Genomic DNA, 14,873 nt, shown 5'->3' with positions numbered 1-14,873 from the left:
CGGATGGTCGGGGAATGGTGCAGTCGACCCCAACGCACCTTCCACCTCCGTGGATATGTCTCAGGCTCGTACTCTTTCCGCTTCCTTTTCTCTGAACTCATACGACCTAACCGTACTCGCCGGACCTGGTGGTTCGGTTACAGGCAATGGTTCTTTTTTCCATGGGTCCAGCCCCTCCATTTCCGCAACCTCAGACACCGGACATTCGTTTATCGGATGGTCTGGCGAAGGCACCGCTGATTCCAATGCCTCTTCCACCACCGTGGATATGTCTCAGGCTCGTACTCTTTCCGCCTCCTTTTCCCTGAACTCCTACGACCTAACCGTGCTTGCTGGATCGGGTGGTTCGGTCACAGGCAATGGGTCTTTTTCCCATGGGTCCAATCCATCCATTTCTGCAATTCCAGACACTGGGTATTCTTTTGACAGATGGAACGGCGAAGGTACCGCTGATTCCAATGCCAGTTCCACCACTGTGGATATGTCTCAGGCTCGTACTCTTTCCGCCTCCTTTTCCCTGAACTCCTACGACCTAACCGTGCTTGCTGGATCGGGTGGTTCGGTTACCGGTAGTGGTTCGTTTTCCCATGGGACCAACCCATCCATTTCCGCAACCCCAGACACTGGGTATTCGTTTAACGGATGGAACGGCGAAGGCATCGCTGATCCCAGTGCCCCTTCCACCACCGTGGATATGTCTCAGGCTCGTTCTATTTCCGCTTCCTTTTCCCTGAACTCATACGACCTAACCGTACTCGCTGAATCAGGTGGTTCAGTCACCGGTAGTGGTTCTTTTCCCCATGGGTCATTGGTCAATGTATCGGCGACTCCCAATTCAGGATATTCTTTTGTTCAATGGGTGGGTGCAGGTATTTCAGATTCTACTGCCCCAAACACGACTTTAATAATGAACAGCGACCAATCAATTACCGCCCAATTTGCCCAATCCGAACAATCTCTTTTTTCATTAGTCCTGCAAGCAAACCCTCAAAGTTCTGGTATACTCATTGGCGATGGAAACTATCCACAAGATCAGAATGTTTCAATTTCAGCTGAACCTATCGCTGGATATTCCTTCGATCGGTGGGAAGGCTACCCAATCAATAATTCTCCAGATTCCAACACTTCTTTAATCTTAGATTCAAACATCACTATCACCGCCCATTTTACCCGCATAAACTATTTAATTAACTTGGATAGCCCTGGCGGAGGAACGGTTACAGGTTCAGGTACATATGCATTTGGAAGTGAAGCTAATCTTTCTGCCGAGGCTTCCACCGGTTATCAATTTGATTATTGGAATGGCACGGGAATCCCTGACCCATTGGCTCCTGTCTTGTCCTTAACCGTTTCCCAAGATCTTTCATTGGAAGCCATTTTTTCTCCTCTACCTTACACGCTTACTCTCAATGGATCATTGGGTGGAAGTGCATCTTTTTCAGGAACCAATCCTTTTTCGTATGATAGTAATGTATCCATTACCGCGACAGCCAACGCGGGGTACACCTTTATTGGTTGGACGGGGCTAGGCGTAACCAACTCCGATGCTAGTTCCACCACGGTTCATATTACCCAGGACCGTAACCTGAGTGCTACTTTTGAAACCGTTGATTTCTCACTTATTGTCCTCCAAAACCTTAGCAATGCGGGCACGGTTACAGGTGGCGGGTTTTATCAGGCTTTTGAATCTATCCCGGTATCTGCGTCCATCAATCCCGGCTACCAGTTTTCCCATTGGTTAGGATCGGGCATTGAAGAACCCCTAAATCCACAAACTCGGATTTTGCTAACCAAGGACTCCTTAATTACCGCTTCTTTTTCTTTATCCGAATTTTCTCAGTATATTGAAGCAGTGGCGTTGAATGACAGTTGGTTCTCTTCTTGGTTAGGATCGATTTTTCAGAGCTCTACGGGTTGGATTTATCACTGGTCCTTAGGTTGGCTTTTTCCCCAACTGGATGAATCAGGAATTTGGATATGGCAGGAAGGACTTGGCTGGCTATGGACGCAAAAAGAAATTTTCAGCCAGAATTTTCTGTGGCAATCTTCTATTGAAAATTGGATTTATTTAAATTCGGAAGAAACAACCGGTCCCAGGTTTTTTGATTACCAATCAAACAGTTGGAAAGATTGGTAAATTACGGGGAGCAAAGAATGCTTACATGGACTTACGACCATCCAAGGCACTTCTCAAGGTAACTTCATCCGCATAAGTCACCCCACCACCGCTGGGTAACCCAAATCCAATTCGGGTAACCTGAATCTCCCTTTTACCAAAAATTTCCTGATTCAGGTAATGGCAAGTCGCCTCTCCCTCCATATCATTTCCTAGAGCAAGAATAACTTCCTTAACCTTTCCATCCTCCAAGCGGTTTTCGAGCGATGTAAGATTGAGGTTTTCCGGGCCAACTCCGCGAACCGGAGCCAGTTTTCCGTGTAAAACATGATAAAGGCCGCGAAAAATTCCAGCTCTCTCCATGGCGAATAAATCGGTCACTCCCTCCACGATACACAATTGGGAACTGTCCCGCTCCTCAGAAGCACAAAGGCTGCAAAGTTGATTTTCAGCCAAGTTCCCACAGGTATGGCAGGGTCCCAGAGCTTCAGCCGCCTGGGTTAAACAATCAACCAGGCCAGTGCTGGCCTTCGGGTTTTCTACAATTAAGTGGAGTGCGACTTTCTCCGCTGAACGGTATCCCAATCCGGGCAAGCTTTTAAGTGCCTGCACCAAAGCTTGGTACTGCGGAGTCAAATTAGCTGATGGGATTAAAAGAAGCCGGGCATTTGCACGCCACCGGTAAGACTGCCCATGGCATCGTCTCCCTTCTTTTTTGCCTGTTCGGCGGCATCGACAACTGCCTGAAGAATAGCTTCGGAAACAAACTCCGGATCTTCTTTGAGGAATTCTGGATCAAGTTTTAAATCCTTAAACTCTCCCTGGCCTGTTATTTTAATAGAGACCGCACCGCCACCACCACTGACCTCGAGAATCTCCTCGGAGAGTTTGGCTTGTGCCTCCTCCATCAGCTTTTGCATTTTTTGTGCTTGTTTAAGAAGTTTTCCTACGCCTGGCATGGTTTGAATAAAAGGGTTTCAACTACTCGCTGGCAAGAAAATCTTCGTACCCGGTTTGAAAATCAGAAAATTGTGGAACCCACCCAAAAACTTTTTTAATTTTGGAATTTTCCACCCGTCGGTTCGGACCATGATCTTCCGAGGCACCAATGAACTCGGGTGCTTGTACCCCCACCCGATCCGCCACCCAGTTCGCAATTTCTCCCCGGGTTGCATGTTGTCCATCACAGGCATTAAAAATTCCTCCATCTACCAAATCCTCTGCCTCGAGAATAGCAAGCAGGGCAGTTGCCGCATCGTCTCGATGGATAAGATTAAGTATCCGTTGTGGACATCCAGACATCGGGTCTCCCCGGCGAATTTTATCGACCAACAAATGCCTACCGGGCCCGTAAAGTCCAGAAAATCGAATCACGCTGCGCCTCTTGGCAAGCTCTGCGGATGCATGCAGGCAGGCTTGCTCAGCATTGACCAGAATTTGACCACGCTCGGATACACCACTGGTGTCAGATTTTTCATTAACTAAACTCCCGTCGGTTTGTGGATAAACCGAGCTGCTGCTGGTAAAGACAAGGTTATTTACCCGGCTTCCATTCTGCTTGATCCATCCAAGCACCGAGTGCATTCCCTTGAGGTAGGAATCCCGGTATCCATCAATACTGGGAGAAGCTGCTCCCACACAGTTGACCACATGATCAAAATTACCCGGTAATTCATCCCACCAACCACTTTCATGCAAGTTTCCCTGTACTGTGTGTAGGCCAAGATCTTTGGCCTCGGCCACTTTTTGTGGGTTTCGTGTTAAGGCAGAAACCGACCATCCCAGTTCCATGCATCGGCGGGCCAATTCCATACCCACGAAGCCACATCCAAAAATAATTACTGAATTACTCACGAATGCGTATCCAATGGGCAGAGGATGGAATGTCAAGCCACCTACTTATACAGCCCCCAAAGTTTACGTCTTGTAAATCTCCCCATTCCTTGGCACATCCTTATTCCCTATGCATGTTTTGTTTGTATGTTGGGGAAATATTTGCCGCTCGCCCGCGGCTGAATGCACCTTTCGAAAGTTGCTCGAAGAAGGCGGACTTTCGGATAAGATTACCTGCGATTCTGCAGGTACCATCGGTTCCCACCAGGGAAACCCGCCCGACTCGCGCATGCGTCAGGCCGCCCAGGCTCGGGGCCTCACCATTACCGGTTCTGCCCGTATGATCAATGATCAGGATTATCAAAAGGCCGATCTGATTGTAACCATGGACGATTTTAATTTTTCAGAAGTTAGTAAACTTGCTCCCGACCCTGTCCTCAAGAAAAAGATGCGCCCCTTTTGTGACTTTGTAAGCACTGACGATCGCGAGGTGCCGGATCCTTATTACGGAGGCGTATCCGGGTTTGAAAAGGTACTCGATTTAATGGATGATGGTTGCCAGAAAATCCTCAAACATATTCAGATAAAACCTGCTTAGTAAAAAGCCTCGGTCATCATGAATGCAATCGAGCGAGCCATATCTGAGTCCACTGGTTCCCCCTTCCAACTACATACATCTGCCTCCATCGCAGGAGGATGTATTAACGAGGCATCCTGTATTGAAGGCAAAGATGGCCGGCAATTCTTCGTAAAGAAAAACCAGGCATCCTTTCTCTCATTTTTCAAGGCAGAGGCACAGGCACTTACTGAGATCCGGGAAACACAAACAATTCATGCGCCTGAAGTGATTGCTCATGGAAAGGAGAAAGATAAGGCCTTTCTGGTTCTTGAATTTATGAAAGAAGGAACCACCTCTCCATCCGGACAGGCTAAGCTTGGCACCCTGCTCGCGAAAATGCACCGCGTCGAACAGGCTTATTTTGGTTGGGGAATGGACAACTGCATTGGGGCGACTCCCCAGCCCAATCCAAAATCAAATAACTGGTCAGAATTTTACAGGGACCATCGCCTTTCCCACCAGTTTGATCAAGCTGCCCAAAAAGGCAGACGCTTTGAGGGGGCCAATGATTTACTCGACCAGATCGATTCCTTTTTTTCCACCTATCACCCCCACCCCTCTTTACTCCACGGAGATTTATGGGGTGGAAACGCCAGTTACGACTCTGCCGGTATGCCCTTTGTCTTTGACCCCGCAAGCTACTATGGCGACCGGGAAACCGACCTTGCTTTTACCTATATGTTTGGCGGTTTTACCTCTGCTTTTTATCAGGCTTATGAAGAGGAATACCCCCTGGAATCAGGCTTTAAGGTTCGTAAAACCCTCTACAATCTTTACCACGAACTCAATCATTTCAACCTTTTTGGTGGAGGGTATGCATCCTCCGCCCAATCGAGTATTAATGAACTTCTGAAGCAGGCATGAATCAACTCCCCCGACCCCAAGTTCTTCTTTCCGCAGATCGTATTAAAGAACGCCTGACTACCCTCGCTGGGCAAATTAACCAACACTATGCAGGCAGGGAAATCCTGCTCGTTTCCATCCTCGATGGCGCCCTCATTTTCACTGCTGATTTATTGCGACTACTCAACCTGCCCACTCAGTTAGATTGCATGCGTATTTCAAGTTATGGGAATTCCACCTCCGCAGAATCGGCCCCCCGAATCACCGGGAGTTTAAAATCTGACCTTAGCGGGCGTGATGTCCTCTTGGTCGACGATATTCTCGATACCGGAAAAACCATGCAGCGGGCAACGGAGGAAATCTCCACACTCGGTCCAAAATCTTTGCGCACCTGTGTCTTTCTAGACAAACCCGACAGACGGGCGAACGGTTTTGAGGCAGACTGGTCGGGCTTTACGATCGCAGATGAATTCGTGGTCGGATATGGACTCGATTATGCTGGTCGCTACCGCGAACTTCCCTACCTTGGGGTACTGCCCAAAAGCTCCCCACAACCTTCTCTTTGATATGCAAAAATCTGCCAACCCACTTCGCCGTGTTTATGAATGGACGCTCTCCCTGGCGGAGCGCAAACTTTCCGGACTTTGGTTAGGGTTGCTCTCTTTTGCTGAGGCCAGCTTTTTTCCCATTCCGCCCGATGTCCTGCTCATTCCCCTATGCCTGGGAAGTTTGCGCAAGGCCTTCAAGTTCGCCCTGATCTGCTCGGTGGCATCCGTACTTGGTGGCTTGGCCGGGTATGCCATCGGGGCTTTTGCTTGGGAGAGTACATCCGCTTGGTTTTTTCAATATGTTCCAGGATTTACCGCAGAGAAGTTCGATAGGATCCAGGAATGGTATACTGAGTGGGGCTGGCCCCTGGTCTTCCTCGCTGGGTTCTCGCCCATTCCTTATAAAATCTTCACCATTGCCAGCGGGGTCTTGGGCATGGCCCTTCTTCCCTTTATTCTAGCCTCTGCGGTTAGTCGCTCGGCCCGTTTCTTTTTGGTCGCAGCTCTGGTGGCAAAATTCGGGGAACCGATGAAGGAAAAAATCGACAAGCACTTCAACCTGCTCGCCCTCGTCTTCGGTCTGCTGCTCGTTGGTGGTTTTCTTGCCCTGAAACTTTTGCGTTAATTAAAGACCGTTTAAAATTCGTTCACTTCCAAACGTTCCATATACTCGGAAACATTACAGGTGAGCATCCGTGCCTTACGGGTGGAAATTTCTAATACTTTGTTGACCACCCCATCAAGAAATGAACGGTCGTGACTTACAATCAGAGCGGTTCCTTCAAACAAGTTTAATGCCTCCTGTAAAACTTCTTTACTGCGGATATCCAAGTGATTGGTCGGTTCATCCATAATAAGAAAGTTACATGGCTTCATTAACAATTTAGCGAGGGCCACACGGTTGCGCTCCCCACCAGAAAGAACCGATGTTTTTTTAAAGGCATCATTACCGCTAAAAAGAAGAGCTCCCAGCGCCGCACGTGGATTGGCATCCGGATTATTTTCACATACCTCCTCGACTTCTGCCAAGACCTCATTGCTAGGATTAAGCTCCTCTGCCTGGTGCTGGGCAAAATAACCGATCACAGTATTAACCCCAATGTCCCGCTCTCCATTTTGGAATGGCTCGACACCCGCGAGTACCCGGGCAAGGGTTGATTTACCCGCTCCGTTTACTCCGACCACTGCAATACGGTCACCCTTCTCGATACGGAAGTCCAGCCCATCAAAGACAACATTATCCCCGTAGGCCTTGGTCATGCCCTGAAGTTCGACCACTTTTTGACTCGCAGGGGGAGATGGGGGGAAACGAAAATAAATCTTTTTTTCTTCCGCCTCTGGCTTAATAATTTCCATCTTTTCCAAAGCCTTAATTCGGCTCTGTACCATGGCTGCCTTTTTGATATTAGACCGGAAACGATTAATAAATTCCTTTTCCTTTTGAATTTCTTTCCTTTGATTTACCTGTGCTTTGCGCTGTCTTTCGAGGCGAGCGGCACTTTCTTTCAAATAAAAAGTATAGTTCCCCTTGTAACTATTAAGGGCACCAAGCTTCAATTCCATGGTCCGTTCCGTTACATTCTCCAAAAATGCCCGGTCGTGAGAAATTACAAGGATCGCGCCCTGGTATCCCTTGAGGTAATGCTCCAACCAATTTTGCGAGACCACATCCAGGTGATTGGTCGGTTCGTCCAAAATAAGTAGGGAAGGAACCTGCAAAAGCAATTTCCCCAGGGCTATGCGCATTTGCCAACCACCGGAAAACTCTTCCACCGGGCGTTCAATATCTTCCTTGGAAAAACCCATACCCATCAAGACTTTTTCGATTCTTGAATTCATTTTTTCTGGCTCAAAACTGGAAAGTTGAGTTTCCCACCCCCCCATTAAATCGATAAGGTCGTAAAATTCTTCATCCTCCGGATCCAGTTCGGCAAGCTTTGCCTCAGCCTCATCGAGTTTGGCCTTTAATTCAGCAACCCCGGAAAACGCTTTGCCCGCTTCCTCCCGAACGGTCCCACCGGATGCATGAACACCATCCTGAGGCAGGTAACCCACCGTGGCATAGTCAGGCTTTTCAATACCACCATCATCGGGAACCGCCTCACCCATCAACAAACGTAATAAGGTGGTTTTACCCGACCCATTGGAACCAACAAGAGCGATCCGCTCGCGTGGCCCAATCGTTTCAGAAATTTCGTTAAACAATTTTTTATGCCCATAAGACAGAGTAACCTCGCGAATAAAAATCATCCGAGAACCCTATCCAAATCAACTCGTACGATCAATGACATTACCCTTTCACAAGGTATGGAATTGTTTAAGTTGAGAAAAAACCTACTTACTTTGAAGTTTTGTATCAGAAATATCGTCCTATGGACTGCCTTGGGATTATTGGGCTCCTGCTCAGTTCCAGACTTAGCAGATCCAAAGGTTTTGGAAGAAGCCAAGATGGAAGCTATACCCTTGGAAACACTGGAAAGAAAACTGATGTATGGGATGCTACAACTTTATGTCGACCAGGAGGAAATCCCTTACACTGGATGGATTAGGCAAAACGATGCAAATCAAAGCCAGTACACAATGGGGTATTTAAAGAAGGGTCGCAGGGAAGCACGCTGGATAAGCTGGGATGAAAACGGAACAAAACGCACAGAAATCGAATGGAAGGAAGATCGTATGGAAGGAACCTTCAGGGTTTGGCACGGCAATGGAAGGAATAAAGTGACCGGACAAACCACCGATGGAGAAGTCGATGGAAAATGGCTGGAGTACTATTCAACTGGTAAAGTTGCCTGTCGATCACTCAACCAAACCGGTCACCTTGTTGAAATCGAGGTCTGGCGACCTGACGGTTCTCTTTGCCCTGATTCAAGAGTGGTCAATGGGAATGGCTCCTTTCTTCGTTATTTTGAAAATGGAAAAATCGAGCATCTCAGAGTTTTCCAGGATGGAATAGAAACTTCCCGTAAAATCTTCAATTAACGATAAACGATATCACACTTAGGCAAAGCCGACTGCAAGCGGATGAGCTGTTCTTCATCATAGGGATTACCCACCAAAACAAGTGTCCGTAACGATCGCGTATTCATCAACGGAGTGAGGTCACTTATTTGATTATGAGCCAAATTAAGCACCCGTAATTGACGCATTCCAACCAAGGGAGAAATATCTTCTAACTTATTGTTACTTTCCAGATCTAATTCTCGCATAGAAGTTAGTCCGCTTATAGGCCTGAGATTAGTTATTTGGTTACCGCCCAGCTTTAACTCTTTTAATCGTTTTAAATTTTTTAATGGGGCAAGGTTGGAAATTTCATTTTGTTCCAAATGTATTTGTTCAAGCATGGTTAAATCAACCAATGGCCAAAGGTTGGAAATTTTATTGGACGATAAGCGCAACCATTCGAGTTGTTTTAAATCCGAGACCGGAGAAATGTCTTGAATTTGGTTATGAGATAAAAAGAGGCTTTTTAATTGCTTAAGAGTAGATAGGTCACTGAGGTTTACCACCTCATTCCTGGTAACATACAGGGTTCTCAAGTTTACTAGTTTGGAAAGCGGAGAAAGGTCACGAATCGATTGCTCGTCCAAGGCAAGACTCCAAAGATTATAGAGCCCTGACAGCGGCGTAAGATCGGAAATCCGAGAGGTTGCATTCTTATGTTTGGGCAGTCCATACAAACTAAGGACCTGAAGATTCTTAAGACCAGCAAGGGGAGTTAAATCGCTTACCGGGTTTTGTGACAGCCTTAACCATTGTAATTCATGCAAAAATGAAAACGGGCGAAGATTCCGAATTCCTTCCTCGGAAAACTCCAGTTTTTTCTTTTTCTCCAACAACGCACGGTGGGCTAAAACAACGGTTTTTAAACCACCAAAAGGAACCGCCTCCGTCTCGGTTGGTTTAATTTTAAGCATCCGAAAAAACTTCGCTTGAGAAATGGCTTTTTCCTCACCCCCAACAATACAAAATAAAATGGGTAAAAGCAAAAAGAGGAAACGCACAATTTTTAAATAAGTTTGTACCCTCCCTTAAGTCAAGCACTTGTATAATAGATCGATTGCTTAAAACTCAATACGAACTGATGATAAAGCGTCTTGAATTTCGACTTTTCGATTATCCGTCAAATTATTATCGTAGATGTACAACTCAGCTAGTTGATTCATTTCAATGACCGACGGATCCTCTGCGAGCAAATTATTATTGGCATATAATCCACGCAAATTTTCCAGGTCCTTGATTGGGGACAGTATGCTTACTTGATTAAAGTCAATCAACAGAGTTGATAACTCGCTCATCTGATTGAGGGGAGAAAGATCAGAAACTGAATTTTGAGAAAGGGCGAGGATTCGCAGGTTATTCAAAGTTTCAATTCCTTGAAGGCTGGTTACTTCGTTTCTTGAAAAATCGGCCAACCATAGGTAGGAGCGACCCTCAGCAACATTTGAAAACCCTGAAAGATCTTGGATTTTATTATTTGAAAGGTTTATTTCCTTCAAACCATTAAGATTTCCAAGTACGGAAATATCGGAAAAGTTATTGTCCTCAGCATAGAGGACTGAAAGATCAACCATTTGTCCAATTGGGGATAGGTCGAAAACTTGGTTCCCCCCAAGGTCGAGGTTTTTTACTTTAGTCAAACTACTTATGGCTTGAAGGCTGGAAACAACATTTCCCCGAAGGTTTAAATCTTCCAACAACTTTAAATTACCCAGATGTTCAAGGGAGGAAAGTTTGTTGTCGGCCAAGCTTAATTTAACCAACCGAGTAAGCCCAGCGAGTGGAGACAGGTCAGAACCGGTCAAATCATCCAATTCATTATCGTCCAAAATTAATTCCTTTAACTCGAACAAATTACTCAGGGGAGAAAGGTCAGATACCTTATTTGAATTAAGGTGTAAAACCTCCAAGCTTGTAAGACTGGAGAGAGGATCCAAGTTGGATATTTGATTGGCAGACAAAAGCAGGGTGCGCAAATGTGTGGCTTCCTCCAAAGGAGCTAAGTCGACCATTCGATGATAGCTCAAATCAAGAGAGTTTTGTGAATTCAGAATGGCACTTTTAATTTTTTCCAAAGTGTATGCCCCCCCATAGGTTTGAGGGGCTGTTTCCCAGGCACTCCACTTGGTTTCATTTAAATCAGGAGCCACTAAACTCCCCCAGGTTTCAGAACCGTCATTGTAAATCTGCCAACCTCCCCCGGATTGGCTCCATTGATAAAACCTTCCATCCTTTCCTGCTCGCCAATAGACCCATTCCTCGGTCTCGTGGGAGTAAACCCAGGGAAAAGAACCGTGCCACATCCATTCGCTTGCAACCAAATAAGCACCGAGAAAGAAAGCGGACAGTGCCATAATTTTTCGCCAAGATGAGATCATTTAATTCATTACCTTTTAATCTACTAAATTAGTTCGGACCAAATTTTCAAGCAAGGCAAAGATTTGGAGGGAGGCGGCCTGCTAGTTCAGCGTAAGATGACAAGATTAAATCCTGATCCACCCTTATTTCGTGTAAGGCCAAGTCTTTGGATACATATTCGATCCCTTTGCCTGGAAGACAAGTTCCTGACATCGTTTGCGCAATCGTATCAAATCCATTTGATAATTCTTTTCTCCCACAAGGTTTTTTTTCTCATGAGAATCTTTGGACAAATCATAGAGTTCTTCAAATATGGGGGGTTCTCCCTCAATCGAAGAAACTAATAATTTACGGTAAGAAATTCGATGCGACCGGGGAAAGTAGCGAATGTATTTTAATTCCTTTTCCCGCACGGCTTCAATCCGTGGGTAATTTTGTCCTGTAAATAAATTTTCCGCAAAAAAATCAATCCGCCACTCAACAGTTTTTTGATGCATCAGGGGAATGAGGCTCATCCCTTGCATTTCATGATCTACCGGAAGTTCGGCAAGTTCGAGAATGGTCGGTGCTAAATCGATAGAAACAACTAATTCTTCGGATTGCCCTGCCCTCCTTTCTTTGGGTATCCTGGGGTCATGTACGATCATAGGAACACGGAGAGATTCCTCATAGAGTAACACTTTACCACCCAGTCCATGCTCCCCATGCTGGATTCCATGATCAGATGTATAAAAGGTCACTGTATTGTTAGCCACTCCATCTTGTTTAAGTTGAGATAAGAGAGAACCAACCATCCGGTCCACCCCTTCTACTGTCTGGCAAACCCGCACCATTCGTTCCTTTAGGTCGGCTCTGTTTTTTACATAATTATAGCTATCAATGTATTGCCCGTTATACACATGATTGGGGAGTTTAGGCCGCTTGATTTCATGTTCTGCCAGATATGTGTCAGGGACGGGTAAATCCTCAATATGATCACGATAAGCAGATTTATAGAGGTCAGAATCTTTTGGTAACAAACGCATCGTGCTTGTACCCTTATTGTGGGGAACATTCAAGTTGACGAGTAGGCAGAACGGTTTATCCGACGGGCGGGATTTCAAAAACTCGCGGGCACTAGCAAATCCATTTTTTTCAGACAGAAAATTTAGGGCACCCTCAGTAAATATTTCTACTTGTGTATTTACCTTGGCATTACCATAAATCGGGAACTTACTTTTCGGATAGAAGGTCGAGTGGTTATGGTTACCGTACCAATAGTTAAAACTACAATCCATCACTCCACTTTGATAACCTACCCCCCGATCACTCTTACCAATCGGCGTATGATTTTTGCCCACATAACCCACATAATAACCCGCTTTTTTGAGCATCATTGGATAGGTTCTTTCCCAAGCCTCCTCCTTCAGAGAACTTCTGGAGTTAAAATTCACTCCGTGTTTGCGCTCATATTGCCCAGTTAAAATACACGTGCGGTTAGGAGTACAAGCAGTTGAGGAAGCAAACGCATTTCGAAAATTCATTCCCTCTTCAGCAAGATTATCAAGGTTTGGAGTTTGTAAGACCGGGTGTCCATTTACTCCCAAGTGATCTGCACGTTGATCATCGGATAAAATAACTAAGATATTCGGTCTGCCAACGGACTCCGCAAAAAGGGATAATCCAAAAAGAAAAAAGAACACCGCATGACGCCATCGATTCATAAGTTCATTCCTTTTCAACCATTTAAATCATTTAAATTACAACAGCTTAACCTCGGTAAAATAAGCACCACCCACTTCATTTTTTTCAGTGTATAGAAAAGTTTCCAAAGTGGTTTCCCCTTTGGGAAGGTCCAATTCAAAATCCACAAATTGTACTCCCTTTGCGATCTTTTGCACCGCTTCCTTTCCAGCAATTTTTACTTTTGCCCGTACGGCTCGCAGGGGCTTGCCCGCCTCTTTGGGAAACTGGCGTAAAGTAAAACGATACTTGCCCTGCCGGGTGACTGAAACATGCCAAGGACCGGTGATTTTTTTATACTGGTTAATCTCCGCAAAGTTCCAGGGCGGATTGCCAGTCTCCAGACGCCAGTCCTGTGAACACAACAGAGTGGGATTCTCCGCGGGGTTTCCCAGATCCAAACAAACCGGGGTCATCCGCGGGGAGACTGATTCCCAAAAAGCCTCATATAATTTTCTCAACCTTGCCACCACTGCGGGATGCTTTTCGGAAATATCGTGCCGTTGCATCAGATCCTTGGAAACATCATAGAGAGCCTTTCCTTCTAGTAAGCGCCACTTCCCCTCGAGCACGCAGGACATGACCCAGGGGCCCTCCTTTTGCGAAAACCTGGTCCCTCCATGTAACTGGACAACCAAATGATCCCGGTGGGGCTTAGCCACTTCATTCGTTAAATGATCAGCAAAAGAGGTCCCATCGAGATGACGGCTCGGATCCAGTTTCAAACCGCATAATTCTGCCAGGGTGGGCAAGATATCGAGGTGTGCTGTAAGGTTTGTCCTGTCCGCTCCTCCCACCAATCCGCCCGCCGGCCAGTGAATGAAAAAAGGCACCCGGTGCCCCCCTTCCCAAATGGTTGATTTCTGCCCAAACATCCCGGCATTAAATCCGCGAAAGGTTCCCTGCTCCGCCCCGGGACCACCCCGTCCCTTGGCAGTGCCATTATCGGTGGTAAATATAAAGATGGTATTTTCGGACAGACCCAGTTGGTCGAGCTTCTTCCGGAGCAGTCCAACATTGTGATCCAGGTTGGAGATCATTCCATAAAATTCAGCACCTGACTTCCATTTTACGGTATCCCGATAAGGTGTCGCCCATTTTTCGGGAACTTTGTAAGGAGAATGAGGAGCGTTGGTCGCAAGGAAGAGAAAGAATGGATTTTTCTGATTTCTTTCGACAAAAGCCATGGATTCCCGAAACCACACATCAGTGGCATAGCCCGTAAATTTTTCATACTTTCCATTGCGCTCGTAGACGTCATCAAACTGATCGTTCTGCCAATAATCGGGTGCCTGCCCGATGCCACCTCCTTTGTGCCAAAGAACCTCCTGAAAACCACGATCCTGTGGACGGCAGGGAGCATTGTCTCCCAAATGCCACTTGGCAATCAAACCGGTCTTGTAACCAGCATTGGCAAAGTAATTGGCGATAGTCACTTCATCGTGGTGCAAATTACTCCTCCCACTACTCGTGCGGTACGCACCGGTGCGGGCAGGATACCTCCCAGTCATCAAAGCAGCCCGTGTGGGCGTGCAAAACGGGCTCACATGATAGTCAGTCAATCGGATGGACTCGGCATGCAACTCGTCCAGGTTTGGGGTTTGGATGACCGGATTACCATGACAAGCCAAGTCCCCATAGCCCTGGTCATCAGTCATGATCAAAATAACATTGGGAGGTTGAGCCAATAAAACGCCAGAAATAAAAGACAAGCATCCAACAAGTTTTAAGAAGTTCATCACCACTAAACCTTGATGCTTTAAATTTTGTTGTGCAATGAAAGATTTAAGTTGTTTGGGATTTTTTTTATTCGGTCATGATCTATCTTGGAAAG

The 14,873-nt window shown here is 46.2% G+C and carries 14 protein-coding genes; 6 read left to right on the top strand and 8 right to left on the bottom strand.

Translation table 11 applies throughout. From position 1 onward, the window contains the following. Positions 1 to 2,137: InlB B-repeat-containing protein (locus tag ACKPQ4_RS02365; protein WP_407679608.1), on the top strand; the 2,137-nt coding region annotated here is incomplete at its 5' end. A 21-nt stretch (positions 2,138 to 2,158) separates the two neighbouring features. Here ACKPQ4_RS02365 and recR read toward each other — a convergent pair. From recR to ACKPQ4_RS02350, 3 genes are read right to left on the bottom strand one after another with little or no spacing between them, the layout of a single operon-like run. Then, entirely contained in the window at positions 2,159 to 2,752 is a 594-nt protein-coding gene (gene recR / locus ACKPQ4_RS02360) for a recombination mediator RecR (RefSeq protein WP_407679607.1), read from the bottom strand. Positions 2,753 to 2,766: 14 nt separating this feature from the next. After that, entirely contained in the window at positions 2,767 to 3,075 is a 309-nt protein-coding gene (locus ACKPQ4_RS02355; protein WP_407679606.1) for a YbaB/EbfC family nucleoid-associated protein, read from the bottom strand. 22 nt (positions 3,076 to 3,097) lie between these two features. Beyond that, positions 3,098 to 3,970, bottom strand: a complete 873-nt coding sequence (locus ACKPQ4_RS02350) for an SDR family oxidoreductase (protein ID WP_407679605.1) — start codon at positions 3,968 to 3,970, stop codon at positions 3,098 to 3,100. A gap of 109 nt (positions 3,971 to 4,079) precedes the next feature. Between ACKPQ4_RS02350 and ACKPQ4_RS02345 the strand changes: the two genes are divergently transcribed. Genes ACKPQ4_RS02345 through ACKPQ4_RS02330 form a run of 4 tightly spaced genes read left to right on the top strand, consistent with a single transcriptional unit; the run spans position 4,080 to position 6,584 of the window. Then, entirely contained in the window at positions 4,080 to 4,547 is a 468-nt protein-coding gene (locus tag ACKPQ4_RS02345) for a low molecular weight protein-tyrosine-phosphatase (RefSeq protein WP_407679604.1), read from the top strand. Positions 4,548 to 4,565: 18 nt separating this feature from the next. Next, complete coding sequence (locus tag ACKPQ4_RS02340) at positions 4,566 to 5,432, top strand: fructosamine kinase family protein (RefSeq protein ID WP_407679603.1); 867 nt, start codon at positions 4,566 to 4,568, stop codon at positions 5,430 to 5,432. After that, entirely contained in the window at positions 5,429 to 5,977 is a 549-nt protein-coding gene (gene hpt / locus ACKPQ4_RS02335) for a hypoxanthine phosphoribosyltransferase (RefSeq protein WP_407679602.1), read from the top strand. The genes ACKPQ4_RS02340 and hpt overlap by 4 nt, the downstream gene beginning before the upstream one ends. A gap of 1 nt (position 5,978) precedes the next feature. After that, on the top strand, positions 5,979 to 6,584 hold the full coding sequence (locus tag ACKPQ4_RS02330; protein ID WP_407679601.1) for a YqaA family protein: 606 nt from the start codon (positions 5,979 to 5,981) through the stop codon (positions 6,582 to 6,584). 11 nt (positions 6,585 to 6,595) lie between these two features. On the opposite strand, the gene ACKPQ4_RS02325 is transcribed toward ACKPQ4_RS02330, so the two are convergent. Beyond that, on the bottom strand, positions 6,596 to 8,209 hold the full coding sequence (locus tag ACKPQ4_RS02325) for an ABC-F family ATP-binding cassette domain-containing protein (RefSeq protein ID WP_407679600.1): 1,614 nt from the start codon (positions 8,207 to 8,209) through the stop codon (positions 6,596 to 6,598). 57 nt (positions 8,210 to 8,266) lie between these two features. Between ACKPQ4_RS02325 and ACKPQ4_RS02320 the strand changes: the two genes are divergently transcribed. Then, positions 8,267 to 8,941 carry a toxin-antitoxin system YwqK family antitoxin gene (locus ACKPQ4_RS02320; protein ID WP_407679599.1) on the top strand — a complete coding sequence of 225 codons (675 nt, stop codon included), beginning with the start codon at positions 8,267 to 8,269 and terminating at the stop codon, positions 8,939 to 8,941. Here the strand turns inward: ACKPQ4_RS02320 and ACKPQ4_RS02315 are convergent. The 4 genes from ACKPQ4_RS02315 to ACKPQ4_RS02300 form a co-directional block, all read right to left on the bottom strand. Beyond that, positions 8,938 to 9,876, bottom strand: a complete 939-nt coding sequence (locus ACKPQ4_RS02315; protein ID WP_407679598.1) for a leucine-rich repeat domain-containing protein — start codon at positions 9,874 to 9,876, stop codon at positions 8,938 to 8,940. The genes ACKPQ4_RS02320 and ACKPQ4_RS02315 overlap by 4 nt on opposite strands. A gap of 147 nt (positions 9,877 to 10,023) precedes the next feature. Next, a complete protein-coding gene (locus ACKPQ4_RS02310) occupies positions 10,024 to 11,337 on the bottom strand; it encodes a leucine-rich repeat domain-containing protein (protein ID WP_407679597.1) in 1,314 nt (437 codons plus the stop codon). A 123-nt stretch (positions 11,338 to 11,460) separates the two neighbouring features. Next, positions 11,461 to 13,020 carry a sulfatase-like hydrolase/transferase gene (locus tag ACKPQ4_RS02305; protein ID WP_407679596.1) on the bottom strand — a complete coding sequence of 520 codons (1,560 nt, stop codon included), beginning with the start codon at positions 13,018 to 13,020 and terminating at the stop codon, positions 11,461 to 11,463. A 36-nt stretch (positions 13,021 to 13,056) separates the two neighbouring features. Further along, positions 13,057 to 14,778: an arylsulfatase gene (locus ACKPQ4_RS02300; RefSeq protein ID WP_407679595.1), complete on the bottom strand. Its 1,722-nt coding sequence runs from the start codon at positions 14,776 to 14,778 to the stop codon at positions 13,057 to 13,059. Positions 14,779 to 14,873: the final 95 nt, after the last annotated feature.

This window comes from Candidatus Chordibacter forsetii, from assembly GCF_964187505.1.
GTDB lineage: Bacteria > Verrucomicrobiota > Verrucomicrobiia > Opitutales > Seribacteraceae > Chordibacter > Chordibacter forsetii.
Note: the sequence above shows the minus strand (reverse complement) of the source record. Positions and strands in the feature narration are given on the sequence as shown.